The organism is Pantoea sp. EKM20T (assembly GCF_011800485.1).
Taxonomy (GTDB): Bacteria; Pseudomonadota; Gammaproteobacteria; order Enterobacterales; family Enterobacteriaceae; genus Pantoea; species Pantoea agglomerans.
The window spans coordinates 405,481-430,415 of sequence record NZ_JAALFW010000001.1; the positions used below are offsets into that span (position 1 = coordinate 405,481).

The 24,935-nt window shown below is 53.7% G+C and carries 28 protein-coding genes; 11 read left to right on the forward strand and 17 right to left on the reverse strand.

Annotation, left to right across the window (positions count from 1 at the left end; genetic code table 11):
• Positions 1 to 51 precede the first annotated feature (51 nt).
• Complete coding sequence (locus HFD94_RS01950) at positions 52 to 1,245, forward strand: zinc-dependent alcohol dehydrogenase (RefSeq protein ID WP_010259005.1); 1,194 nt, start codon at positions 52 to 54, stop codon at positions 1,243 to 1,245.
• Positions 1,246 to 1,309: 64 nt separating this feature from the next.
• Here HFD94_RS01950 and HFD94_RS01955 read toward each other — a convergent pair whose 3' ends face one another.
• Complete coding sequence (locus HFD94_RS01955; protein ID WP_122889111.1) at positions 1,310 to 1,516, reverse strand: hypothetical protein; 207 nt, start codon at positions 1,514 to 1,516, stop codon at positions 1,310 to 1,312.
• A 188-nt stretch (positions 1,517 to 1,704) separates the two neighbouring features.
• On the opposite strand from HFD94_RS01955, the gene HFD94_RS01960 reads away from it, so the two are divergent.
• Complete coding sequence (locus HFD94_RS01960; protein ID WP_010671262.1) at positions 1,705 to 2,457, forward strand: GNAT family N-acetyltransferase; 753 nt, start codon at positions 1,705 to 1,707, stop codon at positions 2,455 to 2,457.
• Here the strand turns inward: HFD94_RS01960 and HFD94_RS01965 are convergent.
• Entirely contained in the window at positions 2,454 to 3,146 is a 693-nt protein-coding gene (locus HFD94_RS01965; protein ID WP_167432722.1) for a DUF421 domain-containing protein, read from the reverse strand. The genes HFD94_RS01960 and HFD94_RS01965 overlap by 4 nt on opposite strands.
• A gap of 600 nt (positions 3,147 to 3,746) precedes the next feature.
• On the opposite strand from HFD94_RS01965, the gene HFD94_RS01970 reads away from it, so the two are divergent.
• A complete protein-coding gene (locus HFD94_RS01970; RefSeq protein ID WP_122889112.1) occupies positions 3,747 to 7,508 on the forward strand; it encodes an NAD(P)-binding protein in 3,762 nt (1,253 codons plus the stop codon).
• A gap of 13 nt (positions 7,509 to 7,521) precedes the next feature.
• Here HFD94_RS01970 and HFD94_RS01975 read toward each other — a convergent pair whose 3' ends face one another.
• Positions 7,522 to 7,851 carry a hypothetical protein gene (locus HFD94_RS01975; RefSeq protein ID WP_010259013.1) on the reverse strand — a complete coding sequence of 110 codons (330 nt, stop codon included), beginning with the start codon at positions 7,849 to 7,851 and terminating at the stop codon, positions 7,522 to 7,524.
• A 352-nt stretch (positions 7,852 to 8,203) separates the two neighbouring features.
• On the opposite strand from HFD94_RS01975, the gene HFD94_RS01980 reads away from it, so the two are divergent.
• A complete protein-coding gene (locus tag HFD94_RS01980; protein WP_033756854.1) occupies positions 8,204 to 9,427 on the forward strand; it encodes an AI-2E family transporter in 1,224 nt (407 codons plus the stop codon).
• A 304-nt stretch (positions 9,428 to 9,731) separates the two neighbouring features.
• On the opposite strand, the gene HFD94_RS01985 is transcribed toward HFD94_RS01980, so the two are convergent.
• The 3 genes from HFD94_RS01985 to HFD94_RS01995 form a co-directional block, all read right to left on the reverse strand.
• On the reverse strand, positions 9,732 to 10,049 hold the full coding sequence (locus HFD94_RS01985; RefSeq protein WP_010259015.1) for a hypothetical protein: 318 nt from the start codon (positions 10,047 to 10,049) through the stop codon (positions 9,732 to 9,734).
• Positions 10,050 to 10,187: 138 nt separating this feature from the next.
• Entirely contained in the window at positions 10,188 to 10,613 is a 426-nt protein-coding gene (locus tag HFD94_RS01990) for a DUF4186 domain-containing protein (RefSeq protein ID WP_060679626.1), read from the reverse strand.
• A 12-nt stretch (positions 10,614 to 10,625) separates the two neighbouring features.
• Positions 10,626 to 10,898, reverse strand: a complete 273-nt coding sequence (locus tag HFD94_RS01995; protein WP_010259018.1) for a cupin domain-containing protein — start codon at positions 10,896 to 10,898, stop codon at positions 10,626 to 10,628.
• Between the two features lie 171 nt (positions 10,899 to 11,069).
• On the opposite strand from HFD94_RS01995, the gene HFD94_RS02000 reads away from it, so the two are divergent.
• Positions 11,070 to 11,966, forward strand: coding sequence for a lipid kinase (locus tag HFD94_RS02000; RefSeq protein ID WP_122889113.1), 897 nt, complete (start codon positions 11,070 to 11,072; stop codon positions 11,964 to 11,966).
• 37 nt (positions 11,967 to 12,003) lie between these two features.
• Here HFD94_RS02000 and HFD94_RS02005 read toward each other — a convergent pair whose 3' ends face one another.
• From HFD94_RS02005 to HFD94_RS02030, 6 genes are all read right to left on the reverse strand, one after another.
• Entirely contained in the window at positions 12,004 to 12,237 is a 234-nt protein-coding gene (locus HFD94_RS02005) for a hypothetical protein (protein ID WP_010259022.1), read from the reverse strand.
• A 255-nt stretch (positions 12,238 to 12,492) separates the two neighbouring features.
• Positions 12,493 to 12,948 (reverse strand): DUF421 domain-containing protein, encoded by a 456-nt coding sequence (locus HFD94_RS02010; protein WP_010671255.1) that lies wholly within the window; start codon positions 12,946 to 12,948, stop codon positions 12,493 to 12,495.
• Positions 12,949 to 12,960: 12 nt separating this feature from the next.
• The gene (locus HFD94_RS02015) at positions 12,961 to 13,470 is read right to left on the reverse strand and encodes a hypothetical protein (protein ID WP_228379703.1); all 510 of its coding nucleotides are present in this window, start codon (positions 13,468 to 13,470) and stop codon (positions 12,961 to 12,963) included.
• Between the two features lie 131 nt (positions 13,471 to 13,601).
• On the reverse strand, positions 13,602 to 14,567 hold the full coding sequence (locus tag HFD94_RS02020; protein WP_010259025.1) for a magnesium and cobalt transport protein CorA: 966 nt from the start codon (positions 14,565 to 14,567) through the stop codon (positions 13,602 to 13,604).
• A gap of 103 nt (positions 14,568 to 14,670) precedes the next feature.
• Positions 14,671 to 15,690, reverse strand: a complete 1,020-nt coding sequence (locus tag HFD94_RS02025; RefSeq protein ID WP_010259026.1) for a DUF481 domain-containing protein — start codon at positions 15,688 to 15,690, stop codon at positions 14,671 to 14,673.
• Positions 15,691 to 15,794: 104 nt separating this feature from the next.
• Complete coding sequence (locus HFD94_RS02030) at positions 15,795 to 16,391, reverse strand: DUF1349 domain-containing protein (RefSeq protein WP_050498552.1); 597 nt, start codon at positions 16,389 to 16,391, stop codon at positions 15,795 to 15,797.
• Positions 16,392 to 16,746: 355 nt separating this feature from the next.
• Between HFD94_RS02030 and HFD94_RS02035 the strand changes: the two genes are divergently transcribed.
• Entirely contained in the window at positions 16,747 to 16,983 is a 237-nt protein-coding gene (locus HFD94_RS02035; protein WP_003854080.1) for a DUF2171 domain-containing protein, read from the forward strand.
• 346 nt (positions 16,984 to 17,329) lie between these two features.
• Here HFD94_RS02035 and HFD94_RS02040 read toward each other — a convergent pair whose 3' ends face one another.
• The 4 genes from HFD94_RS02040 to HFD94_RS02055 all read right to left on the reverse strand — a co-directional run bounded on the left by HFD94_RS02040 (position 17,330) and on the right by HFD94_RS02055 (position 20,061).
• Positions 17,330 to 18,133, reverse strand: coding sequence for a carboxymuconolactone decarboxylase family protein (locus tag HFD94_RS02040; protein ID WP_122889115.1), 804 nt, complete (start codon positions 18,131 to 18,133; stop codon positions 17,330 to 17,332).
• Between the two features lie 25 nt (positions 18,134 to 18,158).
• Complete coding sequence (locus HFD94_RS02045; protein WP_122889116.1) at positions 18,159 to 18,881, reverse strand: putative quinol monooxygenase; 723 nt, start codon at positions 18,879 to 18,881, stop codon at positions 18,159 to 18,161.
• Positions 18,882 to 18,961: 80 nt separating this feature from the next.
• Positions 18,962 to 19,525 (reverse strand): NAD(P)H-dependent oxidoreductase, encoded by a 564-nt coding sequence (locus HFD94_RS02050; RefSeq protein WP_033766663.1) that lies wholly within the window; start codon positions 19,523 to 19,525, stop codon positions 18,962 to 18,964.
• 212 nt (positions 19,526 to 19,737) lie between these two features.
• Positions 19,738 to 20,061, reverse strand: a complete 324-nt coding sequence (locus HFD94_RS02055) for a superoxide dismutase (RefSeq protein ID WP_122889117.1) — start codon at positions 20,059 to 20,061, stop codon at positions 19,738 to 19,740.
• Between the two features lie 141 nt (positions 20,062 to 20,202).
• Between HFD94_RS02055 and HFD94_RS02060 the strand changes: the two genes are divergently transcribed.
• The 3 genes from HFD94_RS02060 to HFD94_RS02070 all read left to right on the forward strand — a co-directional run bounded on the left by HFD94_RS02060 (position 20,203) and on the right by HFD94_RS02070 (position 23,525).
• Entirely contained in the window at positions 20,203 to 21,102 is a 900-nt protein-coding gene (locus HFD94_RS02060; RefSeq protein ID WP_122889118.1) for a LysR substrate-binding domain-containing protein, read from the forward strand.
• Between the two features lie 302 nt (positions 21,103 to 21,404).
• Positions 21,405 to 21,731 (forward strand): SymE family type I addiction module toxin, encoded by a 327-nt coding sequence (locus HFD94_RS02065; protein WP_022626076.1) that lies wholly within the window; start codon positions 21,405 to 21,407, stop codon positions 21,729 to 21,731.
• Between the two features lie 975 nt (positions 21,732 to 22,706).
• Positions 22,707 to 23,525 carry a DUF4225 domain-containing protein gene (locus tag HFD94_RS02070; protein ID WP_122889119.1) on the forward strand — a complete coding sequence of 273 codons (819 nt, stop codon included), beginning with the start codon at positions 22,707 to 22,709 and terminating at the stop codon, positions 23,523 to 23,525.
• Here HFD94_RS02070 and HFD94_RS02075 read toward each other — a convergent pair.
• On the reverse strand, positions 23,522 to 23,845 hold the full coding sequence (locus HFD94_RS02075) for a hypothetical protein (RefSeq protein WP_050442314.1): 324 nt from the start codon (positions 23,843 to 23,845) through the stop codon (positions 23,522 to 23,524). The two genes, HFD94_RS02070 and HFD94_RS02075, sit on opposite strands and share 4 nt — an antisense overlap.
• Positions 23,846 to 24,342: 497 nt before the next feature.
• Here HFD94_RS02075 and HFD94_RS02080 point away from each other — a divergent pair, with 497 nt between their 5' ends.
• Both HFD94_RS02080 and HFD94_RS02085 read left to right on the forward strand, forming a co-directional pair.
• Positions 24,343 to 24,570, forward strand: a complete 228-nt coding sequence (locus HFD94_RS02080) for a DUF333 domain-containing protein (protein ID WP_071997996.1) — start codon at positions 24,343 to 24,345, stop codon at positions 24,568 to 24,570.
• A gap of 129 nt (positions 24,571 to 24,699) precedes the next feature.
• The gene (locus tag HFD94_RS02085) at positions 24,700 to 24,912 is read left to right on the forward strand and encodes a hypothetical protein (RefSeq protein ID WP_033766660.1); all 213 of its coding nucleotides are present in this window, start codon (positions 24,700 to 24,702) and stop codon (positions 24,910 to 24,912) included.
• The last annotated feature ends 23 nt before the right edge of the window (positions 24,913 to 24,935 follow it).

Sequence of the window (24,935 nt, forward strand, 5' to 3'; positions counted from 1 at the left end):
GCCACGCCTTCTGGCCTGGCCGCCGTCCCCTAATCATCAGGAGATGAACAGATGAAAGCATTAACTTATCACGGCCCCCATAAAGTCAGCGTCGATAACGTTCCCGATCCCGGTCTGGAAGCCGCAGATGACATTATTCTGCGTGTGACCGCCACCGCTATTTGCGGTTCAGACCTGCACCTTTACCGCGGCAAAATCCCCGGTACCGGGCACGGAGATATCTTTGGTCATGAGTTTATGGGCGAAGTGGTTGAAGCAGGCAGCGCAGTGACCGCCGTGGCCAAAGGCGATCGGGTGGTGATCCCGTTTGTTATCGCCTGTGGCGACTGTTTTTTCTGCCTGATGAGCCAGTATGCTGCCTGTGAAAATACCAACAGCGGACGGGGTGCCATCCTGAACCGGAAAAACATCACGCCGCCCGCGGCCCTGTTTGGTTTCAGCAAACTCTATGGCGGTGTGCCTGGTGGACAGGCGGAATATGTCCGGGTGCCGAAAGCCAATACCGGCCCGTTTAAAGTGCCGTCGGTACTGTCGGATGAGAAAGTGCTGTTCCTGTCAGACATTCTGCCCACCGCGTGGCAGGCGGTGAAAAACGCCGAGGTGAAACCCGGCTCCAGCCTGGCGATTTTCGGTGCCGGACCGGTTGGCCTGCTCAGTGCCGCCTGCGCCCGACAGCAGGGTGCCGAACAGATCTACATGATCGACCACAACAACTACCGCTTAAACTTTGCCCGTGAGCGCTACGGTGTTATCCCGATTAACTTCGATGAGATCGATGACCCGGCCGGCTGGATTATCGAACACAGCACCGGAAATCGCGGTGTGGATGCAGTGATTGATGCAGTAGGATTCGAGGCAAAAGGCAGCATGACCGAAACCGTGCTCACCAATCTCAAACTGGAAGGCAGCAGCGGTAAAGCGTTACGTCAGTGTATTGCCGCAGTAAGGCGTGGCGGTATCGTCAGCGTGCCGGGCGTCTACGCCGGATTCATTCACGGCTTCCTGTTTGGTGACGCCTTTGACAAAGGGCTGACCTTTAAGATGGGACAGACCCACGTACACGCTTATCTGCCCGACCTGCTGAAGCTGATCGAACAGGGTCATCTGACGCCAGAAGAGATTGTGACCCACCATCTGCCGCTGGAAGATGCTGCGCGTGGCTACGATATTTTCGCCAAACGCGAAGAGGAGTGCCGCAAGGTGATTCTGGTGCCTGGCATGGCAGCGACACAGGCCACAATATAATTTCACAACGGGTCTGAAACGCTTAACCCTGGCTCCCCGGCTGTTTTCCGCCGGGGATCTCATCTCAGAACGGCTTGCGTTGCAGGCTGCTTCGCCACTCCCGCCTCTCCAGCAGATGTTCATCCGGCGAATCCGCCGTATCAACCTGACTGCTCTGCTCCAGCCATCGCGCACTGCGTGAATGGGGATGACTTTCGCTGATAACCTGTTGTGAAAACGCGCCAAACGATAACAGCAAAAACAGTAATGCACTGGCCAGCCTCACTTTCATACGCACACCTCTTTGGTAATGGTGCCGCTATGCTGCCCGAAGGGTTTTCATTTTCTGTCAGTAACAGGCAAAGTTATGTGGTAAGCGGGAACAAGCTGCGACGGGTTTAACCGCGGTTCAGGATAGTCCGTCAGCCCGGCATCATAAGTTTCCCGGCTAACCGTCCGTTTTCTTTCAGGAGAATGCTATTGAACCTCAATCAGTTTGATCAGCCGGTCGGTGAGGCTCTGCCCGACTGGCAACCGGTCACCAGACCACCCTGTATGCCACTCACGGGTCAGCACTGCCTTCTCCTGCCGCTAAGCATCGATCATGCAGAACCGCTATTGCAGGCATTTATGCTGGCACCGGATGATCGCGACTGGACCTGGCTGAGCGCAGAGCGGCCCGCCTCTCTGCCGCAGATGCAGCACTGGATTGCGGATAAAGTGGCGGATGCGGCCCTGGTGTCCTTCACGGTCTGCTCGCCAAATCAGCAGCCCTGCGGCGTGGTCTGCTTCGCCAGCATTGAGCCGGGACACGGCACTGTTGAAATCGGTCACGTCACCTGGTCGCCGCTGATGCAGCGCAGTGTCATTGGCAGCGAGGCGATTTATCTGCTGCTGCAACAGGCTTTCTCGCTCGGCTATCGGCGAGTGGCGTGGCGCTGTGATTCAACCAATATCGCATCACGACGCGCAGCAGAACGGCTGGGGTTCCGCTTTGAGGGCCGTTTTCGTCAGGTTATGACGCGTAAACAGCGTAATCGCGATACCGACTGGCTATCAATTATTGACCGTGAATGGCCAGATGTTCAGCGCGCCCTGAGTGCCTGGCTAAGTGCGGATAATTTCGCTGCCGGGGGACAGCAAAAGCGCCCGCTCAGCGCCTGCTTCGCCGACGTTAACCCGGCTGATGCAAACGCGACAAGTCCTGAACGCGGAGCGGATGCTGGCGATTAATGCACCCGACGCACGGTCAGTGCCGCGGACCAGCGCTGTCGCTGACAGCGCGGGCAGACAGCCTGCTGCTCAGCCTCAATGATCTGCGTCTGGCCGCAATGGGTGCAGGCATAGAGCGCGCTGACCGGTACAGTGCTGTAATCCTGCCGGTGCTCAGGGGGCAGTACGCTTAACCCGGCGCGCATCTCATCGTCATCGTAGAAATAGAGGCTGAGCTGACCATCGACCTCCACCAGCGCCAGCCGGATCTGCCCCAGATGCTCCACACCACTCTGCCGTAACTCCATATAAAACTCATCTTCAGAAATATTCAGACGATCCAGACTCTCCAGCACATACAATCCCTCTTTAATCAGGGTAATCACGTCGCCCTGAATAAGCCGTGAAAAGCGCGGGCTGTGCGCCGTCAGCCAGGTCGTGAAGCGGTAGAGCGCCAGCAGGACTACAAACACCATAATGACCGGCAGTACCGGCACATCATCGTAAAATGTCACATCACCGGACGCGGAACCCAGCGTCAGGATCACCACCAGCTCGAACAGCGACAGCTGGCGCACGCCGCGTCGTCCTGAGACTTTCAGAAAGGTGAACACCACCAGATAAGCGATCATGACCCGTACCACCACCTCAAACAAAAAGGTGGCCGGTTGATCGTTAAGTAAGAAACGGTGCCAGTCGAATGAGAACATAGTCTGTAAAACATCCTGTTTTAGGGGGCGCGCATCGTCGCATCACCCGTTGATGACCCGCAGATTCAGCCCAGTGATAAGTAAATCTTGTCGCCAGCCCGCCAAAAGGCAAGCGAAGCTGTAACGCGAAAGTGGGCGAGTCTGACCTCTCTGCATGTTGAGGAAAAGGTTAACAAAGCTGAAAATGGCGCTGACACTATTCACGCTGCGCTTATCGGGCCGTTCGCAAAACCGCATGCTAAAACTTCCTGTTTCTGGCTGGATAATTTTTACCGCTGCGCTTTTTTCTTTTACTTCAATAAATTGCGAACCAAACCTTACTGCCTATACTTTCCAGTAAGGCTTCCGCAAAACCTTTCAACATCCAGAGAAGCCAGCCTTTTTCTGCCGATAGCGTCACTGGCCTATACCTGCTATCTCACTCGTCCACACCGCGACAGGCCCTGATGCCTGCAACTCAGTGTCTGTGGCTTATGGCATGGATCGCCCGTCCGTTCAGAGTGGTCAGATCGATCAGTCTGCAATGCATACCCTAACGCCCTGACCCGTTTCACGACGGCTCGTCAGCGGGAAGCGTGTTGCTTTTTTTCGGGAGATGCCATGACGCCCTTTTCCAGTTTCTGGCAGGCCGGCTACGAAGGTGCCGATCATATCAATCCTGCCGGCCTTGCGCTGTCGATGAACGATCTTAACCAGCATCAGGCGCGTGCAGCAGAAGATTATGCCGCGCTGGCCCCCTTTTCCATTCGCACAGTGCGCGAAAGCGTCGGCTGGCGGTTATGTGAGCACGATGGCCGCTATGACTTCTCGACGGTCGCGGCCCGGATGCAGGCCGCAGAGCAGCAGGGCATTCAGCTGAGCTGGACAATCTGCCACTACGGCTGGCCCGCTGGCGTCAGCCTGTTTGACCACGACTTTGTCAGCCGTTTCGCCGCCTTCTGTGGCGCACTGGCCCGCTTCCTGGCCCCCTGGTATCAGCAGGCGCCAGTCTACTCTCCGATGAATGAGATCTCCTTTGTCAGCTGGGGTATCTCGGTAGGGCTGTTCACCTGTGAGGCGATCCCTGAAGCGGATCGGGCGGATGCCGCCAAGCAGCAGCTGGTGCGCGCTACGCTGGCAGCCTGTGATGCCATCTGGCTGGCCGATCCGCGAGCCCGTCTGCTGCACTGTGATCCACTGATCCATATCGTGCCCGATCCCGCCGATCCGGCCAGCGATGTGCTGGCACGTGAGATGTGTGACACCCAGTTTCAGGCGTGGGACATGCTGAGCGGCAGGCTTAACCCGGAACTGGGCGGCGCCCCACGCTATCTCGATCTGATTGGCGTGAATTACTACCACGACAATCAGTGGGAGCAGGGATCAAACCGGCGGCTTTACTGGCATCTGGGCGACAGCCGACGCCTGCCGCTGCATCGGATGCTGCAGCAGGTCTGGCAGCGTTATCAGCGGCCACTGCTGCTGGCGGAAACCAGCCACGTCGGCAGCGGACGCGGAAGCTGGATCCTTGAGATCGCCGCGCAGGTTGCGCAGGCGCAACTGGCAGGCGTTGAGCTGCACGGCATCTGCCTCTATCCGATCCTCGATCGTCCCTTATGGGAGGAGACGACTTTCTGGACCCGCAGCGGTTTGTGGGATCTCGATCTGCTGGGGGCCGATCCCTATGCCCGCCAGCTACAGCAGCCTTATGCCGACGCATTACGTCAGGCGCAGCGCTTTTTGCAGCACATCCACTCCTCAAAACACCCCTGTCAGGAGCACCCTATGAAACCACCTGTTCTCATTGTTTTCAGCCATTTACGCTGGGGATTTGTTTTTCAGCGTCCGCAGCAGCTACTGACACGACTGGCACAGCACTATCGCGTGCTGTTTGTCGAAGAGCCGGTCTGGCAGGCGGGGCCACAGGGTCTGCATCAGAGCTCGCCTGCCGCTAACATCACGGTGATCCAGCCGCATACCGACAGCGACGCGCCTGGTTTCCACGACAGCCAGATCGCCTCGCTGCTGCTGCTGCTGACGCCGCTGCTGGAGGAAGATGAACAGCCGCTGATCTGGTTCTATACGCCGATGGCGCTGCCGTTGCTGACCCCTTTTGATCCGTCACTGGTGATTTACGACTGCATGGATGAGCTTTCCGCTTTTCAGAATGCACCGCGCCAGCTACAGCAGCGCGAATCCGCGCTGATGACCCGCGCCGATCTGGTCTTTACCGGCGGCACCAGCCTCTATGAAGCGAAGCGTGACAAACATCCTCAGGTTTACTGCTTTCCCAGCAGCGTTGATGCTATCCACTTTGAGCAGGCGCGCGATCGCAGCAATCGACATCCGATGCAGGATGCAATTCCGGCACAGCGTCTTGGCTATTACGGCGTGCTGGATGAGCGCATAGACCTGCCGCTGATTGCGGCGCTGGCGGACAGCCACCCCGAATGGCAGATCATTATGGTCGGGCCGGTGGTAAAAATTGATCCCGCCAGCCTGCCGCAGCGCGACAATATTCACTGGCTCGGACAGCAGCCCTATCAGGCGCTGCCGCAGTTTCTGGCGGGCTGGGATGTCTGTCTGATGCCGTTTGCCATCAATGCCTCGACCCGCTTCATCTCACCGACCAAGGTGCTGGAGTATATGGCGGCGCAGCTGCCGATTGTCAGTACCGCGATTATTGACGTAGCGCGGCATTACGCAGAGGAAGTGGCGGTGGCAGAGAGCCCCGCTGAATTTATTGCCGCCTGTGAACAGGCAATGGCGATTGGTGCCGCAGAACGGCTGGCGCTGGCGGGACGGATGCAGGCAAAGGTCGATGCCACCTCATGGGATCGCACCGCTGAACAGATTCATGGACTGATCCAGCAGGCGCTGACGCAGCGTCAGCCCGCACTAAGGTCGGCTAGCCAGGGCAGCGCGCAGGCGAATATCACGCCGTTAACCCCATTGATGCTGGAGAGTGAAGCCGTGCCCTGCCTGATTATCGGAGCCGGGCCAACCGGGCTGAGCGCCGGTTATCACTATGGCGAAGGCGCAGTGTTGCTGGAGAAAAATGCCACGCCTGGCGGCTGGTGCCGCTCGATTGACGATCAGGGTTTTACCTTCGACTATGCCGGTCACATTATGTTCTCGCAGGATCCCTACGTCTTGCAGCTGTATGAGATGTTGCTGGGCGACAACCTGCACTGGCAGGCGCGTGAAGCCTGGGTCTACAGCGACGGCGTTTATACCCGCTATCCCTTCCAGTCCGCGCTGCACGGCTTGCCGGTCGAGGTGGTAAAAGAGTGCGTGCTGGGCGCTATCGAGGCGCGTTATGGCGAAACGGCCGCCGCCGCGGTGCCACTGGATCGGGCGCGGGCACGGCGGGACTGCTGCGCAGATGGCGCGATCCCCGATGAGGGCAGCAGCACAGGCGTGGTGGAAGGCGAAGAGGATTTCCAGCACTTCATTATGCGCACCTGGGGCAAAGGCATCGCGCGTCACTTTGCCCTGCCCTACAACCAGAAACTGTGGAAGGTGCCGCTGACCGACATGGAAACTTCATGGCTGGGCGGACGCGTACCGCTGCCCGATCTGGCGCAGATCATTGATGGCGCGCTGCAACCGCTGGCGAAACCGGTTGGCCCCAACGCCCGTTTCGGCTATCCGCTGCGCGGTGGCTTCCAGGCGCTGATGTCCGGCTTTTTGCCGCACCTGAAATGTACGCTGGAAACGGATGCCACCCTGACCCGCCTCTACCCGCAGGCGCACGTCGCGCTGCTGGCGGATGGCCGCCACTACCTTTATGAACAATTGATCAGCACCATGCCGCTGCCGGAGCTGATTAAACTGATGGGCGATGAAGTGCCGGATAGTGTGCAACGGGCGGCGCAGCAGCTGCAGTTTGTCTCGGTGCGCTGCGTTAATCTGGGAATTGGCCGCGCCGACCTGACCGAAAAGCACTGGATTTACTATCCTGGCGATACGCTGTTTCACCGCATCTTTGTGCAGGGCAATGCGAGTCCGCACTGCAACCCGCCGGGCGGTTTCGGCTTAACCTGCGAAATCACCTATAACGCGGCCAATCCGCTGCCGCTGGCGGGGGATGCGCTGATTGAGCGCTGCCGTCAGGATTGCATCAGAGTTGGCATGATCACCGCGGACGATCCGCTGCTCTGTGCCTCAGAGGTCGATATGCCCTACGCCTACGTGGTCTATGACCATGCGCGCAGCGCTAACGTGGCGCTGATCCGCCAGTGGCTGCTGACCCAGGACATTCATCTGTCAGGCCGCTACAGCGAGTGGGAATATTACAACTCGGATCACGCCTTCCTTGCCGGTAAACGCGCCGCCGAAAATGTCCGGCTGCAGCATGTCAGCGAACGGACGCTCGGCTGACCCGGCGCAGTCGCTACGAAAGCCGCTGGCTGCACTTCGCGGCTTTCAGCGACTGCAACTGCGTCAGTCGCCGCTCCGCCTTCTGGCTGGCATTGTATTTCGCAATGCCATTGCCCAGCCCGAAATCCCCGACAAAGCCCAGCACGGTCAGTGCATCGAACTGGCCGGTCTGCTCAATATCACTCTGCACGCTGTGCGCTTTCACCAGCTCCTGATCCAGCGCGCTGCAATTCAGCATCGCCGTCTCTTCCGGGGTGACCGCGGACGCCTGCGGATACTGCTTGGTGGCGCAGCCGCTTAATACCAGCGTCAGCAGGACAATTAAAACGCTCTGTTTACTCATTTTTCACTGCCTGTTTTTTATCCAGTTAATATTGTTATCGGCAGCATCCCCCGGGATCATGAGTCTCTGACCTACCAATAATGGTCGAAACCGCTACGCTAATGTAGGATTCAGCGCGCTGCTGTCAGTTGCAGCGTGTTACCTATAGGAAGTCACGCAGCGAACGCACATTGCCCGTTCATCACTTCTGCCAGACCTTTCAAAGAGTTAGCCAGCATGATGCTGTCATCAGCAGCGTTTAAAAAGCAAAGCCTGACCGATAATCAGTGATCGAGGCCGCCGCATAAGCAAAGCCAGACACAGAAAATTCGCGCGTCGGGTTTATCAGAGTTGTTCGAGATGAGGTTTTTCCATGCGTTTTAAAGGATTGAACATCGGGTTTTTCATTTTGATTCTGGCTATCGCCACCCTCGGTTTTTTCGAGGTGCTTTCGCCCTATTTCTCGCCGATTTTATGGGCGGCGATTCTGGCGGTGATTTTCCATCCGCTGAAAACGTATCTGCGGGTCCGAATGGGCGAACGCAATGGCCTGGCCGCGTTGATTACCCTGCTCTGTATCTGTCTGATTGTGTTCACGCCGCTGGCTATTATCGCCTCATCGCTGGTGGTCGAAACCAACGCGGTCTATCACAAACTGCAGACCAATTCGGCGCAGTTCCCGGCGGTCTTCGCCGATCTGTTGCAGCATCTGCCGCGCTGGGCAAAACATTATCTGGCTGAAAACAACCTGGATAACGCCGAACAGATTCAGCAGAAGCTCTCCTCGTTTGCCCTTAAGGGCGGTCAGTATGTGGCAGGCAGCGCCTTTATCATCGGTAAAGGGACGTTCAGCTTCACCGTCGGCTTTGGCGTGATGCTTTATCTGCTGTTCTTCCTGCTGAAAGATGGCTCCTATCTGGTGCATCTGATCCTGGAAGCGCTGCCGCTCTCAACCTACGTGAAGCATCACCTGATGGTGAAGTTTGCGGCCGTGGCGCGCGCGACGGTGAAAGGCACGGTGGTGGTCGGTATTGTTCAGGGTATTCTCGGCGGGCTGGCATTCTGGTTTACCGGTATCGACGGCAGCCTGCTGTGGGGCGCGCTGATGGCCTTCCTCTCCCTTATTCCGGCAGTCGGTTCCGCCATTATCTGGGTGCCTGCGGCGATCTTCTTCTTCGCCACCGGTGCACTGTGGAAAGGGCTGTTCCTGGTGGGCTTCTTCGTAGTGATCGTCGGACTGGTGGATAACATCCTGCGTCCGCTGCTGGTCGGCAAAGACACCAAAATGCCTGACTATCTGATTCTGATCGCCACGCTGGGCGGCATGGAAATCTACGGCATCAACGGTTTTGTTATCGGTCCGGTGATTGCCGCCTTGTTTATCGCCTGCTGGAACCTGCTCTCCGGACGCGATAACCGCGAAAACATCGAAGCCATCGACGAAGAGTTTATCGAAGAAGGTAAGAAACAGTCTGATACTGCGGCAGAGGCTGCGGCTGAAGCGGCGGCGGCCTCCGCCGATGCGGCTGCAGAGACGGAAAGGAAAGTCTCTGCGTTAGCCGCCTCGGAGAAAGAAACAGCGGAAAAGAAAGCGTAATCCGCGTCACCCATAAAAAACCTACTTTTCAGTGGGTTACAGGCAGCTTACCTGGTTGAATCAGGTTTACTCTGACAGCAATGAATAAGCTCACAACGCGCAGGGTTCTGGGTCAGAAGAGGAAAGCGTCCCGCGCCAGGACGGCGCGGGCCGAGCATGTCATGGATGACGGCCTTTGCGTCTTTCCGATCTGACCCAGTACCCTGAGCAGGCTCGATCCAGCAGCAATCCAAAGCCAGAATTTCCCAACCATAAAAAAACCCACCTTTCGGTGGGTTTTTTTTAACCTCAAAACAGCCGCGAATTAGTTAGTCGCTTTGTTTTTCAGATCTTCAGCACCCTGCTTGGTTTTATCCCAGCCTTTCTCAGTGCCTTCTTTGGTTTTGTGCCAGCCTTTCTGCGTACCTTCGGTGATTTTACTGCCGGTGGTATCGCTTTTGCCTTCAGCGGCGTGCTCAGACTTCAGCTTCAGCTCTTTGCCTTCGTTCTGGGTCTGATGCAGTTTTTCCTTCGCGGTATCGGCGCCTTTATGCGCTTCCGCAACGGTGTTGTCTGTAGTGGTAGCAGCAAATACCGGCGAGGCCAGCAAAATAGCAGACAGTGCAATAATTGATTTCTTCATAATTCCCTCTGTATGAATCGTTGCCGTGTAGGTTTTAATCCTGGCATAGTGTTCCCAGGAAAGATTTAAGAATAAACCAGGAATGAAAAAGGGCCAGTTTTCACCAGAAAAAGCCGCCGGTTGTAGCTTTTTCGTCCATTACCAAAGTGCGAGTTGCGGATTTTCATCCGGTTTCGGCTGGCTTCGGCTGACGCGAGCAGGCGGTGCAGGCTGCTGCATCTGATGAGTGATCCACTGCAGCAACACCGTCACTATATAGGTCTGCTGCTCCGCGCTCAGCGGCTGGTGCTGTCCGATGTTGTGCCACTTACTCAGACAGCCACGACAGCAGGTTGCGGTGGCGTGCTGAGCGATAAACACCGGGTGGCCGCGCATCGGCGTCTGCTTGCCATCATTTTCAGGCTGCGCAGGCGCCAGCCGCTGTGCCACAAACTCAGCGGCGTGCTGGCGCAATACCGGCTCGCCTTTGCTGCTCGCATAATCATATTCCGCGCGTCCCAGACGAAAGCGCTGGCGGAACGGCGAGCGTGACAGCCGGGTAAAAAGATCGTCAGAAACCTTCATGCTGATTGCCAGTCACTCATATTTACGTCCCGCCAGATAGCGTACGCCCTGCGACCCGAACGCCTCACGATGGAGTTCATTTGGCTGCAGATGAAATGTCTCACCGGGATGATAGGTGGTATCGCCTTGTTCGGTACTGATGGTGATGTCACCACTCAGAATCAGTGCCAGTGCTTCAAAGGGATGTACATGATTATCAAGCTGGGCGGCGGCTGCACGCTCAATCAACAGAGGCTCGTCAAAACCCTGTTCGGCTAACAATTTTCTGAATTCGTGTTCTGTCATCGCAACTCCTCAGTGTGGATCTGACCCTTAGCAGTGTAGACGATCTTTATCGCCGCTTATGGCACTCAACAGGTTACGTAAAGTAGCGCAAGCAGGGTTGTTCACCGGTCAGGCCAGTGCTGTACTTGCCGTCTCGTTACAGCCATTTTGACATCGGGATAACGCAAAAGTATGTCTCAACAGGAGAAAACTGCCCTGCTGCTGATTAATCAGCGCTCGCGCAAAGGACGCGCCGAGGCCAGCCGCGCACAGTCGCTGCTGGCTCAGGCCGGGTTCACCCTGCTGCAACCGGCCGGAGATGATACCCGCAGCTACAGCGAATTAATCGCGGCGTATGCCCATCGCGTTGATGCGGTGATCGTCGGCGGTGGCGACGGCACGCTTAATGCGGCCGCGCCAGGACTGATGCAGACCGGCCTGCCGCTGGGCATTTTACCGCTGGGCACCGCCAACGATTTTGCCCGCACGCTGGGCATTCCTGCCAGCCTGGAGTCCGCGATAAAGATTATCGCTGACGGGCAGTTGCGCGCAGTGGACCTGGGTGAAGTGAATCAGCACCTGTTTCTGAACGTCTCCAGCATCGGCTTTTCGGTGGAACTGGCGCGCAACCTCACGGCGGAATCGAAAAAACGCTGGGGAGTGGGCGGTTATGCCCTGGCGGCTTTGCGGGTGCTGCGGCAGAGCCGTCCCTTCAGCGCCACGCTGATGCATCAGGGCCACCGGACGCCGATCAAAACGGTTCAGGTGTCGGTGGGCAATGGACGCTTTTATGGGGGCGGCATGACAGTGGAACAGCGTGCCGCACCGGACGATGGGTTACTGGATGTCTACAGTCTGGAGCTGCAGCATAGCTGGCAGCTCATTGCGCTGCTGCCCTTTCTGCGGCGCGGCACTCACGGTCGCTGGCGTAACGTGCGGGCATTCAGCGCCACGGAGCTGACGATTGAGACGCGCCGTCCCCATTACATCAATGCAGATGGTGAGATTATCGGTCAGACACCCGCACATTTTCGCCTGATCGCCAGTGCACTGCGGGTTTATGCACCGGGCGACAGCGCAGCAAAATAGCCCTACGGTGGGCGCGGTAATCGATCGCGGTGAGAAACTAGTGCTGGGTGCTCTTTTTTTCAGCGTAGTCGATGTGTTCGGAAAGATTGGCGACCAGCTTTTTCGCCATTTCGAGGGTCAGACCCAGAAACAGGGTCTCCTGCGGGCCCTTTTCACGCGGGGCATTGGGATCGATATAACCGAATTTCACTACCAGTGCCTGATGGGTATTCAGGGGACCAATATGCCAGCCGGTAACCGGGTAGAAGGTAAATCGCGTAAATTCATTCATTTAATCCTGACTGTAAAAGCATAACGCTGATTGATAGTCAGGCCAGCTCTGATGATAAAGCATGAGTGGAATACTCAGTCTGAACGAAATCGACAGGATTACAAGGGAAGCGGCATAACAAGCGCAGCGTGACGCAATGAGGATCTGTAATGCATTCAGGGCCTGCTGCAGCAAGGGGATGAGGATATTTCAGGCGTGTGTAACCTGCGCGGCTCCGGCACGGGCGCTCTCCTGTCAGGCCAGGGCGAACGCCCCTCAGGACTCTTTATCGGCTCGGGGAATAATCGAGATATGCCCGTTAACCTCCAGCACCGCATATTTAATCTGATCAAATCGCTCCAGGCCCTGCCCGGAGCGCGCCGCTTCCAGCACATCATCAGGACTGATGCCGGTCATCTTCATGCGGTCAGTCAGCAGATTACCATTCTCGACCAGGATCACCGGGCCGCCATCGATCACCTGCTCCACCACCGGAAAGCGACTTTTCAGTTTGCCCAGCACAATATCAATCGCTACCAGCGTGATAATAGTCAGCGCCGCGCCGGTAACAGAAAAATCGTCGCCCAGCAGCGCCTGCTGAGTTGCTTCACTGATGATCAATAGCAGAATCAGATCGAAAGAGGTCATCTGCAACAGAGTGCGTCTGCCGGCAATTTTGAACACGACCATCAGCACCAGGTAGATCGCTGCGGCACGTAATACCGTTTCCATAAAGCGCCTCTGTCAGGGATAAATCCATTGGGTAAAACGGGCCGGGGCATGGCCGTCACCATGAATAGTGACGTGAATGCGGCCCGCATTGCGCGGCTGCAGGCCAAGCCAGATCGCGTGATCCGGTCCGGTGTTGCGGGCCGAAAAGGTCAGCCGCAGATCGCTGCCAATCGTCACCGCCTCCAGCGGTTGAGGCTGCAGCGTCTGGATTTGCAGGTTATCCAGGGCACCACCGCCAATCGTAACGGTAAAGCGATCGGTTACCGGTGCGTTGTAGCGAATGCGCATATCCATATTGCTCTCAACCCGGCCAAACCGTTCATACTCCACCTGGATGGTCCCGTCCGGCGAGCGGGCGCTGCCGTTACTCAGCACGCCTTTGGAAAAGAGTCCGCACGCACCCAGAATCACCAGCGCAATCAGGACGTATTCACCGATACGCTGAATCAGCCATTCACGGCGTATCCAGCGGAGGTTTTCCTGAATCGGTACTGCCTGACCGCTGCTATCCTCTTTTTTCACCGTGACCTCACACACTGTTGGCTCAGGAACAAAAACTGCACGCTGCGTTAAGCATAGCCAGACAGTATCGGTTCACTATCTGGCGGGTCGTGACCTTTTCACCGGGACAATCTGGCACCGCATCCTGCCGTTTACAGCCAGCCGGAGCGACGCAGTTTGGCCCACAGCCCGCCGCAGGCCAGCAGGGTCAGCCCAACCGCCAGCGGATAGCCATACAGCGACTTCAGCTCCGGCATATGCTCGAAGTTCATGCCATACATACTGAAGACCACGGTCGGGATCACCAGGATCGCACCCCAGCCTGCCAGCTTTTTCACCACTTCATTCTGCTGCACCGTCACCAGCGCCAGATTGACCTGCATGGCGCTGGTCAGCATCTCGCGCATATCTTCCGCGTCGGTGACGACATGCCGGGCGTGATCCTGCACGTCGCGGATGTAGGCGCGCAGCGGACGCGGGATCAGATCTTCATGCAGGTGGATCAGCTGATTGCAGATCTCCTCTACGGGCAGCGCCGCGTTGCGCAGTTTCAGCAGATGACGCCGCACGGTGTAGACCGACTGCACCGACTTGCGATCAAATTCGCTGGTGAAGAGATCGTTCTCCATCTGCCCGACCCGTTCATTCAGTGAAGTGGACAATTCGGCATAGCGATCAACGATAAAATCGAGCAGGCAATAGAGCGGATAAGCGGGACCAAACTTCAGCAGCGCCGGGTTTTCAGCCGCCCGCTGCCGCACCGGGGTGTAGCTTTCAGAGGCGCCGTGACGGATGCTGATCAGGAAGTTTTTTCCGACAAAAAGATGCGTTTCGCCCAGTTCGCAGCTGTCATCCTTAGCGCACACCGTTTTCACCACGATAAACAGCGATTCGCCATAATGTTCAATTTTAGGTCGCTGATGGGCATTGAGTGCATCCTCAACCGCCAGTTCATGAAGGCCGAACTCCTCTTTAATCTTCGCCATAAACTCAGCGTCTGGCTGCCACAACCCGAGCCAGATAAACGCCTCCGGCTCTTTGATCACTTCACTGATATCATCGACTTCGACCTCTTCGCCCGCGCATCCCGGACGATACACCCTGCTGCTTACGATCATCTTCTGCTTTCCCGTTGTGACAATACATGCAGCTTAGCCAATCCCGCGCCTGTAACCGGATAAAAACCGTAAGGATTTGCTGCGACGCTGTTCGATCAGCGGCTTACCACTTCAGCCCTAATCCGGTGGAGAAAATGCCTTCGTTCAGGGTATCGGGTATGCCGCTGACCAGATTACGGTGATAGCCAACATGCAGCGTTGACCACGAAGTCAGGCTGTAGCGCAGCCCGACTTCGGCATCCAGCATAAATACGCCGTCATCATCCAGCGAATGGCCAACATCGCCATTGCTGTAAAGCGTGACCGACTTGCCCAGCAGATAGCGCTGATAGTTCCAGCGCAGCGAGCCGCCAAAGTGCCGCTCTTCCCGGTCATCGCTGTAGCCATACTCAAAGGCACCGCCCAGCACCGAGAGTGAGAACGCGCTGAGTTCGGTGTCCCACAACTGATAACCAGGCCCGGTGCCGATCAGCGCCTGACGTGACAGATTTTCCACCCAGTCGCGCTTGTAGGTGGCGCGGGTCTGCCAGAAGAACTGCTCTCTGACCAGATAGTCAAAGGCGTAGCGCAGGCTGTAGTTATCGGTATTGATGTTCTCGTTTTCCTGCTCGCGATTGTAGGTCGCGCCGATATCATGACGCCATTTTCCCTGATTCAGTTTCGTGTTGAGCGCGAAGCTGTAGTCGTCAGTTTTGGTCGAGGCTTTTTTGACCTTCACGCCCGCATCGATGTTGCCGGTCCAGGCGAGCTGATCGCTGCGGACTTTGGCTTTCATAAACTCATCAATGCGCCGCAGAGAGACCTGCTGCTCCTGCTCGTTGCGTTCCACCCAGACATAGCCGGGATCGGATGAGGAGAGCCGCACCTGATAATGTTCGCCGGTCTTTTTGTTTTCGACATTCACCGGATTCTCGCTGGCGAGCGTACTGACCGCACTCCAGTCCAGCGTGACGGTACCGGCGTAGTGTGTCTCTATCCCCAGCTTGCCGTCGCTGAGATAACGAATCGTACCGGTCAGCCGATCGCCATTATTCAGCCAGACGGTATCGGCAGTGGCCTGCTGTGCCCATCCGGCGCAGCAACTGATGACCAGCAGCGGGATAAACGAGGTGGCGCAACGCATAGCTTTCCCTGTTAAGGCGTCGTCTTGCACGGGCGACGCGTCACCGCAAATTCTGACCTGACAATTAAGCCGATTCTGCGACGATATGCAATGCGCCGCCTGGCTCAGGAGAGATCGTGCAGTGCTTTGCCGAGCGGTGGAGTAATAGCGAAGTCCGTAAAACTCATCGCCAGCCCTTCACGTTCAGGCGAGCAGCCCATCACTCCGACAAACCGCCGCGCCTGACCGGGCCACGGGCAGAGCCGTAACAGCGGCCAGCTCACGCCGTCGGTGGAGTACTGAATTCTTAAGGCCGCATTTTCCAGCGTGGCACGCAGCCAGAACTGGCGCGCATCGCCGGGAAACACACCGGTAGACCAGTCGGAAAACTCGCGCGTCACCACGCTGCCAATGGCGGGCTGGTCATCGTTAAACTCAATGCCCGCCTTAACCCAGTGCGTTTCGTTATCCTGAATAAACAGCCCGGCCTGATCGTAGAGCTGACTGAAATCCGCCCTCACCTGCACCTGAACGGTAAAGTCGTTTTCCACCCAGAAGCCAAAAGCGTGGCCGCTGTGCCGTTCGAACCCGTACCAGGTACGCTGCCAGAAATCGCTGTTCAGCGCGGTTTCGAACCTCAGCGTATCGCCATCCAGACTGTGTACCGGCGGCTGATTAATCCAGACGCCACCTTCAGTGGTAATGGAACTGACTGCTGTCATAGGCACTCCTTTGGGTAAGTTAAACCGCCCGCGTTCTAGGCGATCTGCGGCGTGGTGATTGACCTGATTATCATAGCGTTGATTGGTGAACAGGCGGCAGACGATTGCGGCAAATCTGATGGTGTCGATGTGGCAGGCAGTGAGGTCAGCAGACCCGTGGCTGCAGATACTCCGGCTCTGTTTGCGGTTTCGCTTATATGCCCTTTATTCTCCTGCCGCAAATAAATAACTGCGACCAGGTCCAGTTCACTGAACTATTTCATTTTGTTAATCCCCTGGCGAAAACAGCATTTAACAACCAGGCTTGTTTTGTCTGAGGGCAACTGAACTCATTAAATATAAGGATTAAGCCACCATGGTAGATAAATCAGAAATTTTAGATCACGCGCAGGTTGTTGATGTGAATGGCGAACATGTCGGGATTGTCGACCACTTCGAAGGCGACGACAAAATTAAGCTGGCGAAAAGCGATCCTGAAGCGGGCGGCAAACACCACATTATTCCATTCAGCTGGGTGAAAGAGGTTGATGATAATAAAGTCATCCTTTCTAAAGCCAAAGCGGATGTTGAAAGTGAGTGGCAGTCTGCATAAAACATTAGCCGTGGCGCCCGCCACGGCTTATTTCATTTATTCCGCGATGTAATTTCTGCGTCCTGCCCTGCCCATCTTTAATTTATTACTGCTTTATATTTCACACCGCCTGAATCGTCTTCAGCAATATCTGTCAGATTTTTACTTTCCATGACGCGGTGCTCCCTGTTTTTATGCCCGGTGGCGGGTTGTCGTAAGTGGAGGGTTTGGAGCGGTCATCATGGCATTGCGGCGGGAGGGGAAAAACCACCAGAATGGCGCAGCACTTTGCCGGATCTCTGTCGGTATCCGGCGGGCGTAAGAAACGGCGGGTGAAGTAAAACCTGAGCTCCTCACCCGCTGCGGGTTATTCCTGTTTTGCTGCGCGATCCCGCAGCACTTCCCCCACCACCGGAACCGCTGAAAAGGCATTTGGCCAGCCAGCATAGAACGCGGCCTGAGTGATAATCTCGCCCGCTTCTTCAGCCGTCAATCCGTTGTCCATCGCCCGGTTGAGATGGTAGCTAATTTGCGCACTTTGTCCCGAAGCAATCAGTGCGCTGACCGTCACCAGACTTCTGTCTCGAGGCTGTAGCGCTGGCCGCTGCCACAGATTGAGAAACAGCGGATCGGCGGTGAATCTGACCAGCCCGGGCGAGATCGGCCCCACATTTTTCTCTACCGTTGCAGAACGCTGCTGTTCTGCTGTCTGATTCAGTGGCAGCAGTGCCGGAGAGGCTTCGGCCAGTTGATCGGCACCAATGCCTCGCGCCTGAAACACATTTTTGGTCACCGCAATTGCGGACATCGCATTAGGCCAGCCGGAATAGAACGCCAGGTGAGTAATTATTTCGGAGACTTCAGCAGGCGTCACTCCACTATCGAGCGCCACACCAGCGTAATGCTGTAACTCAGCAGGCTGGTTGCGGGCGATGAGAATGGCAAGCGTGACGATACTGCGGTCTCGGATCGAAAGTGCGTCGCGTTTCCAGAGATCGTCGGTTATCGCTTCACGTCCGAAACGAGCCAGTGCGGGAGAGACGGACTCAATGTCGGCAACCGAAAGGCTGGATGGATTAACGTTCAACATAGTTTCACCTCTTTTGGGTTCAGCAGCGGCCAGGTCGGCCAGCATCATGGAGATCGCGGCGGCGGCAATCACTTTTTTCATCCTCTGATCAGCTTCCTGGTAAAGGTCAGTTAACAAAAGCATTAAGAGCGCCACGGTTTTTCAGCAGAGCTGGCACCACGGGGATCGCCTCTTTGCGGTCGGTCATCTCAGCTGTCAGCCGGATATAGTCGCGAAAATGGGGCGTTTCGCGGTGTTGCTGATAGGCGGCGTCACTGGCGTAGATTTCATAGAAGAACCAGCGATATCTGTTTTTTGCATCGGTCGCGGCATACATCGCCAGTACGCCCGGTTCCACCTTCAGTGACTCTGCCATTTCAGGCAGCACAATATCGCGGAATGCCTGCTGATCGGCCGGTTTCACGTCAACAATCACCAGGTTATTGATGGTTTCTTTATTCTGTACGAAGGGTTTATCACCCAGAAACTGCGGCTCCAGCACGGCGCTCTTTTTCTGGCCGATAAGATCAGGTGCGCGTGTAATAAAAGACCGGTACGGCTCTGAACTGAGATGTTGCTGGTATGCCTCTTCACTCGCATAAATTTCAATCATATAAGCCTGATGAGCATTTTCTTTATGTTTCAGTGAATACATCGCCAGCGTACCTGGTTGCTCTGCCAGCGAACGGGTAATATTATCTCTGGCAACTTCATCGTACTGTCCGTTTTTTCCGGCCTTAATTTCCATTTCATGCAGATTAATGACACGATTTGTGGGTTCTGTTAAAGCGGCTGCCGATGCCGGGCCGGCCATCAGCAGAGTCAGAGTCAGAGCGGTAATATTGTTCACGGTCTGCCTTAATTATCGGATGAGGTGATTTGCGATTCATTCGGTGCATTAACCGGCGCGATTTCTGTTTCATCTGGCTATTAAGCCGTCGTGAGTTCCGCATTAAGTTGAGCAATTAATCGCGACGCGTGTTGCTTTGCTGCAGCAATTTGCTGCGTGATAATAGCTTCATTACGACTGGCATAGCTTATCCCGCAGGTATAAACCGGTTTCTGCATCTCCAGATTGCAGAGTCGGGCGGTGGTTTCAAACTGAATCAGATAATCCTCCAGCTGATGACCAAAGACGCCATCTGCCGCGTATAACGCCTGCGGTGCGCCAGTGGTGAAGGAGAGGATCAGTTTTTTACCGCCGAGTCTGGCCGTCGATCCGTGCGCAAACCCATGAACAAATACGTCATCCAGCCATAACTTCATGAGCCCTGGCAGCGAATACCATGAGAAGGGAAATTGCCAGACGATAATATCTGCCTTCAGCAGTGCATCCTGTTCGGCGCTGACATTGATATTGTTGTCCGGATAAAGTGCATCCAGACGACGGATTTCAGCATCAGGCAGCGCAGAAGCGACTTCATTAAGAATGGTAGCATTACCGACCGAATGGCTCAGGTCAGGATGACCGGAAATAATTAATATATTTTTCATTTTCAGTTTTTAATCATCTATTTTTTAACAGATAGCCAGGCGTTGGCGATGCCATCACGCGCTGGTTACTTTTTGCCGTCCGGCACCGTTTAATCAAATCCACTCGCTACGGCTTCCGCCTTTCCTGCCGTTAGCGCTTCACGCGGCGTTTTTACTGCGCCGCCTCCCTGACACCTGTCGGATGACAACACACGGTAGCGGTTTGCGACTGATCATTGAGTCGCGCCCTCTTGCTGAGGCTTATACTCTGCAGCGAACAGGCTTTCCCAGTTGGTGAATGCACCTAACGGGATGCAGTCAAAACTCAGCAGACCGGATTTTGCTAGCGGAAAGTCAGCCAGCAGGCTTTGAGCCTGTTCCACCGAGTCGCATTCAAGGAAGATCGCGACACCGGGTCGATCCTGTCGGTAGTAAATATCGCGTAGCGCACCGGATTTAAGCAGACTCCAGGCATGGAAAGCTTCGGCAGCCATATGAGGATGATACTTTTCCAGCGTGGCATCGGGGGCGGGTTTATCCAGACACAAAATTCGCATATCAATCTCCTGAGATTCACGGCCAGGGGGAACTGATAAGGAGTATATGCTCGCGATTTAGTGAAGATTAGGCCACTATTGACTCAAAGATATTTAGTCTGCGGCTAATAATAAGCAGCCCGATTGTGTCAGGATTATCCCGTGAACAACGCCATCTATAACCAGATACGCATCTTCCAGAGCATCGCCCGCGAAGGGAATATTTCATCGGCAGCGCGCAAACTGGAGATTACTCCCCCCTCTGTCAGTAAGGCGCTGAAGCTACTTGAAGCGCACATCGGTCATCCGCTATTTGTGCGAACCACGCGCCGGATTGAGCTGACCGATGCCGGACAGCAGCTGCTGGAACAAACTTCAGCAGCGGTAGCCTCGCTGGAAAAATCGCTGGAAAGCATCCGTGACCAGAATCAGGAACCGTCGGGACTGGTCAGAATCACCCTTTCGCGCTTTGCCTATCTGCTGGTGCTGAAACCTGCGATGGCCGATTTCTGCCAGCAATATCCCGGTATTCAGCTGGAAATTTCGGTATACGATGGCACCGTGAACATCATTGATGAACGTTTTGATCTGGGGATCCGGTTTGGCGACATTCTGGAAGGTGGCGTGGTGGCGCGACCGCTGATGAAGCCGTTTCGCGAAGGTTTGTATGCCTCTTCTGCCTATCTGGCAGCGTTCGGTATTCCAGAGTCTCCGTCTGACCTGCATCAGCACCGGCTTATCGGTTACCGGTTTATCACCAATAATCGTATTCTGCCGCTGATTCTGGATCATCATGGCGAACAGCTGACCGTTGAGATGCCGGGTCAGTTGATGAGTAATGATATTGAGGTGATGGCTGATGGCATTCGCAACGGGCTGGGTATCGGGCGACTGTTTGAACCGGTTCATAATTTACAGCCGGATAAAGAGGCATTTATTCCGGTGATGGAGCGTTACTGGAAAACTTATCCGCCGGTTTATCTCTATTATCCTAAAAGCGCGGGTAAAACGAAAAGAGTAAAAACGTTAATCGACTTTCTGCTTAAGCACACTGCGGGTTAAGCACCTGTTACTGATAGCGGGCTTACTGAATACGGCTAATGGCAGATATTTATGACGAGATATCACCTGTGACTTTTCTTATATTCCGAACAATGAATGCTTTCAGTTAATTGCATTTTTTTGAGATCGTTATCGTAAAACTCGCTGTTTATCAGATGATTAAAGTCACTGATTTACATCGATTTTCAGCTGGACTTTTCCTGCAATAGTTGATTATATGTACAGGTATTTAGCGCGATACAGAGGTGTTGGAGCACTCCTGTATCGCTAATCACAATCACTATTGAAAAGGAATAGAGATCATGACTGAGTCAGAGTGTAATGCAGTTGGTTTAAATTCAGAAGCCCCTTCCGTTTCCCAGCGCAAATTAACGGTGAGTTACGCCAGCCGGTATCCCAGTTACGCGCGTATTCCGTCGATTATCATGAAAGGCCAGTGGCTGGCTGCCGCCGGATTTACCACCGGCACCGAAGTAGAAGTAAAAGTCACGGCGGGCCGTATTGTGCTGACCGTGAAACCACCAGAGCCGGTCGATGAGCAGCTGGTTAACGCGTTAGCGCAGCTGAATAAGCTGCCTGCAAGAAAACAGAAGCAGGTTCTGGCTTTGTCGGGTGTGGTTGCGGGTTAGTGGCGTTGAGGTAAAAGGATGCCGCTTCTGGTTGGGGAGCGGCAGATCAGTATTGCTGGCAATAATTATCCGCGTTTCTATATTTAAAGGATCTTTTGCCCCGCTAGCGTAGCGCTCCCCCGTTTTAATCGCCTTTTATAATGAGATTACAGATAATCTATAGATTGGAATGATTTCTGAAGAATTATTAAATGTTTATTATCAGATTGTTATCGAAAAATACAGATTATCGATGTACACACTATGCTTTTGTAAGAATCGCACTACTCTAAATGAGTAAAAAAAAACAAAGCAGGCAATTAAAAATGGACAAAAAATTAACACTTACATTCTCTGGTAAGCATATCTTTTAGTTTTATGAGATCTTTAGCTGAGAAAATATTTGAAGAAAATTTTGCTCAAATTTGTTTATCAGATTCCTCCTGAAGGATGTTTCTATGCGTACGAAGATACCATCCTGACCAACCTTTTTATATAATCTAATCCGCCATCAGTGTTTATCTACCCTGGATGAACCTTTTTTAAACTTGCTGAATATCCTACAGCGCCAGAAATTAATCGGCGAATGCAAACATCAGAACTGTCAATAAACAGGTTTTGACTTTACTAAGCTCCAGACAAAGCCATAAATAGGTGCCATATCCAAACCACCGCATAATCAAAGTACGGCTATTAAATACGTTCGTACGAACGAAAGCAAACTATTGAGGTATTATGACGTCAGTAAGAAAACAAAGAATATGTGGATGCTAAACAGAAGATAGGATTGGGTGCCCTAAAGGATTTACTCCTGTTAGAAAGCATATTGATCTAAAAATTTCTTTATTTGAATTTGTTGCATGCTCCTGAGGCACCCCTTACTAAAATTGTCTCCACTCCTTAAAATCTTCAATTTGTAATCTCTAAAAACTCCAGCTATTTTAGGATCTGATTAACCATGTCTGGTGAGAACGACGTTTATATAAAGGTATTGTTATGGACAACTATTGGGACACGAAAAGACTCTCAAACTACTTTCTAACGATGGCAAATTTGGAAGCTAATCAGTTAGTTAATGTAGCAACCTCTCTCTCTCACTTTCATCTTAAAGATGCTCTTTTAAGAGTGAAATTTCAGGATGAAGTTCGTGGATTCGCTCGACTACAGCTCCATACGATTCGCAATTCGACTTCGGATGATCAGTGTCAGGAGTGTATCCAGAATCTGAAGCAGGAAAGCCAGTATCTTAAGATTCAGGACCGAATGCTCAGAACCGGTGAAGCTGTCGTATCGTCTTCGGTGCAGTTTTACTATGACCATGAAAAGGTCATTGGATATGTAATCAATGGCATCGGCGTGGTGTTGAGTGGCTTACAAATCGTGGCTGGGGTCGGTCTGATTGTGGGTTCTGTCACCACGGGTAATATTTTAGGTGTTGTAGCGGGTTCCACCCTTGTGATGAATGGAGTGGGATCAGGGATTGAGAGCATAGGTAGACTTAGCGGTGTGGCTCATCCATCTAACCCAATAAGAGATAAATATGAAGATGTTGCAGATTTCTTTGGCTTTGATAAGCGACTGGGATTGCTAGCCTATCAGGTCGTTGATTTGACCACTTCATACTATGGCATTTTCAAGCTGACTTTGAAGCCAGAGGCCTGGAGGCTATACAAATATCTGCCAACTGACTATTACCGCAAAGTACAGGTTATGAGTAAACCAGCACTTGCTTTAAAAGGCGCTGGAGCAGCCTATAAGGGGAGTGGAATAGGTATCAACCTTTATCAAATGCAAAATAGCTCCTCTCAAAACTAACTTCTGGTTTTTCTGACAAATTTGTAGGATTTCCATGCCAGTCTCATAGGCGTAACAAAATAGACCACAAGGAATGCAAACGTCAGAACAACAATATATGGAATGGCATTTGAAGCATCTGCATTGAAAATGCCATCCAGTCCAATAAGCATCAAAATAATAAGAGCAATAACTCCGCCCCAGAAGCGTTTACTTAGATCAATCACGAGGCTCTGAAGTGTATCTTTTTTTGACTCGTCTTTTTTTATAATACTTTTGAGTTTACCGATCTCTTTAGCAGAGAAGCCATTATTAAAGAGTTCTTTCTCAAATTCGTTCATCTGATTCATCCTGAATGACGTTGCGATACGAGCGAAATATAGCACAGTGAACCCGGCCCATGCTAACCCACCTCTTTACGTAGCCGACACCGGTACCGCCCGATGAAATTGTCTAGGCTACTTTCATTGCTGTGGTGTAACCCGTTAATCCCGCGATGGCTGCCCTCCTTAAGTGCTCTATCAATGCGCCTGTTACAGCTGACGAATAAGCGGCCAGCAATGCAGCTGCTGAAAGCCGGTTGGTGTGGCCAACGCAGCTCTGGCTGTACCCTGATGAGATGCGATCCCAAAGGTAAGGGATAGAGGTGATGCACCTAATGAACACGATGTATGTATAAATCCACACTAACTGGCGGGATTAAGCCCAGGTTATGATCTGATTTCAATGGCTACCCAAGGTCACAATAGCCGGTTAATTAAACAGAAAAGCCAGCGCGAGATGAAGCAGCGTGGATATAACAATTAACCCTCCTCAATCTCTTCAGATAAGGTTAAAAATGAAAGCAATTACAATCGCAGCGACCACTTTATTACTCACAGCCTGTGTACCCCATAATGACAGACAACACGCTGTGGGCATGGCTAACCCAGCCTCTGTGCATTGTGAAAAGAGGGGCGGCAAGCTGGACATAGTTAAGGGCCCGGATGGTGAATCAGGTTACTGTACTCTGCCAGGCGGAGAGCGCATCGAGGAGTGGGCACTGTACAGAAGGGATAACCAATAGACTCGTTAGTCGGAAGGCATATCAGGGCAGCGATCAAGGAGCCGTAAGAATGGGACGTTGCTTTATGAAAGGAGGATTACCAGCATACGGCCGCATTGATGTTCCTGATTTCACAAAGTGTGTAGTGCGATGAAAATACTGATATTTATTTTAATCTTCTCCGCAACCTGGTTTCTCATACCTGAAGGGATCATCAGATCCCTGGTAGAAGGCCACATTAGCGGTGACGGTGAAGGCGCTATGGATAGTTTCGAATTCACAGTGATTGCACTTAAGGCGGTGCTTTCGGTTCTGCTGGCCTTTATCGGTGTCTGGCTATATCGCAAAGCTAACCAACGATAACGAAGCGACATTCAAGAAGATGT

Excerpts from the sequence above, each read along its gene's own strand:
- HFD94_RS02065 (WP_022626076.1), top strand. The coding sequence starts at position 21,405 with ATGACTGAGTCAGAGTGTAATGCAGTTGGTTTAAATTCAGAAGCCCCT.
- HFD94_RS02050 (WP_033766663.1), bottom strand. The coding sequence starts at position 19,525 with ATGAAAAATATATTAATTATTTCCGGTCATCCTGACCTGAGCCATTCG.
- HFD94_RS02005 (WP_010259022.1), bottom strand. The coding sequence starts at position 12,237 with ATGAATGAATTTACGCGATTTACCTTCTACCCGGTTACCGGCTGGCAT.
- HFD94_RS01980 (WP_033756854.1), top strand. The coding sequence starts at position 8,204 with ATGCGTTTTAAAGGATTGAACATCGGGTTTTTCATTTTGATTCTGGCT.
- HFD94_RS01955 (WP_122889111.1), bottom strand. The coding sequence starts at position 1,516 with ATGAAAGTGAGGCTGGCCAGTGCATTACTGTTTTTGCTGTTATCGTTT.
- HFD94_RS02070 (WP_122889119.1), top strand. The coding sequence starts at position 22,707 with ATGGACAACTATTGGGACACGAAAAGACTCTCAAACTACTTTCTAACG.
- HFD94_RS02035 (WP_003854080.1), top strand. The coding sequence starts at position 16,747 with ATGGTAGATAAATCAGAAATTTTAGATCACGCGCAGGTTGTTGATGTG.
- HFD94_RS02085 (WP_033766660.1), top strand. The coding sequence starts at position 24,700 with ATGAAAATACTGATATTTATTTTAATCTTCTCCGCAACCTGGTTTCTC.
- HFD94_RS02080 (WP_071997996.1), top strand. The coding sequence starts at position 24,343 with ATGAAAGCAATTACAATCGCAGCGACCACTTTATTACTCACAGCCTGT.
- HFD94_RS02030 (WP_050498552.1), bottom strand. The coding sequence starts at position 16,391 with ATGACAGCAGTCAGTTCCATTACCACTGAAGGTGGCGTCTGGATTAAT.
- HFD94_RS02020 (WP_010259025.1), bottom strand. The coding sequence starts at position 14,567 with ATGATCGTAAGCAGCAGGGTGTATCGTCCGGGATGCGCGGGCGAAGAG.
- HFD94_RS01965 (WP_167432722.1), bottom strand. The coding sequence starts at position 3,146 with ATGTTCTCATTCGACTGGCACCGTTTCTTACTTAACGATCAACCGGCC.
- HFD94_RS01975 (WP_010259013.1), bottom strand. The coding sequence starts at position 7,851 with ATGAGTAAACAGAGCGTTTTAATTGTCCTGCTGACGCTGGTATTAAGC.
- HFD94_RS02000 (WP_122889113.1), top strand. The coding sequence starts at position 11,070 with ATGTCTCAACAGGAGAAAACTGCCCTGCTGCTGATTAATCAGCGCTCG.
- HFD94_RS02025 (WP_010259026.1), bottom strand. The coding sequence starts at position 15,690 with ATGCGTTGCGCCACCTCGTTTATCCCGCTGCTGGTCATCAGTTGCTGC.
- HFD94_RS01995 (WP_010259018.1), bottom strand. The coding sequence starts at position 10,898 with ATGACAGAACACGAATTCAGAAAATTGTTAGCCGAACAGGGTTTTGAC.
- HFD94_RS01970 (WP_122889112.1), top strand. The coding sequence starts at position 3,747 with ATGACGCCCTTTTCCAGTTTCTGGCAGGCCGGCTACGAAGGTGCCGAT.
- HFD94_RS02010 (WP_010671255.1), bottom strand. The coding sequence starts at position 12,948 with ATGGAAACGGTATTACGTGCCGCAGCGATCTACCTGGTGCTGATGGTC.
- HFD94_RS01950 (WP_010259005.1), top strand. The coding sequence starts at position 52 with ATGAAAGCATTAACTTATCACGGCCCCCATAAAGTCAGCGTCGATAAC.
- HFD94_RS01990 (WP_060679626.1), bottom strand. The coding sequence starts at position 10,613 with ATGAAGGTTTCTGACGATCTTTTTACCCGGCTGTCACGCTCGCCGTTC.
- HFD94_RS01985 (WP_010259015.1), bottom strand. The coding sequence starts at position 10,049 with ATGAAGAAATCAATTATTGCACTGTCTGCTATTTTGCTGGCCTCGCCG.
- HFD94_RS02040 (WP_122889115.1), bottom strand. The coding sequence starts at position 18,133 with ATGAAAAAAGTGATTGCCGCCGCCGCGATCTCCATGATGCTGGCCGAC.
- HFD94_RS02075 (WP_050442314.1), bottom strand. The coding sequence starts at position 23,845 with ATGAACGAATTTGAGAAAGAACTCTTTAATAATGGCTTCTCTGCTAAA.
- HFD94_RS02055 (WP_122889117.1), bottom strand. The coding sequence starts at position 20,061 with ATGCGAATTTTGTGTCTGGATAAACCCGCCCCCGATGCCACGCTGGAA.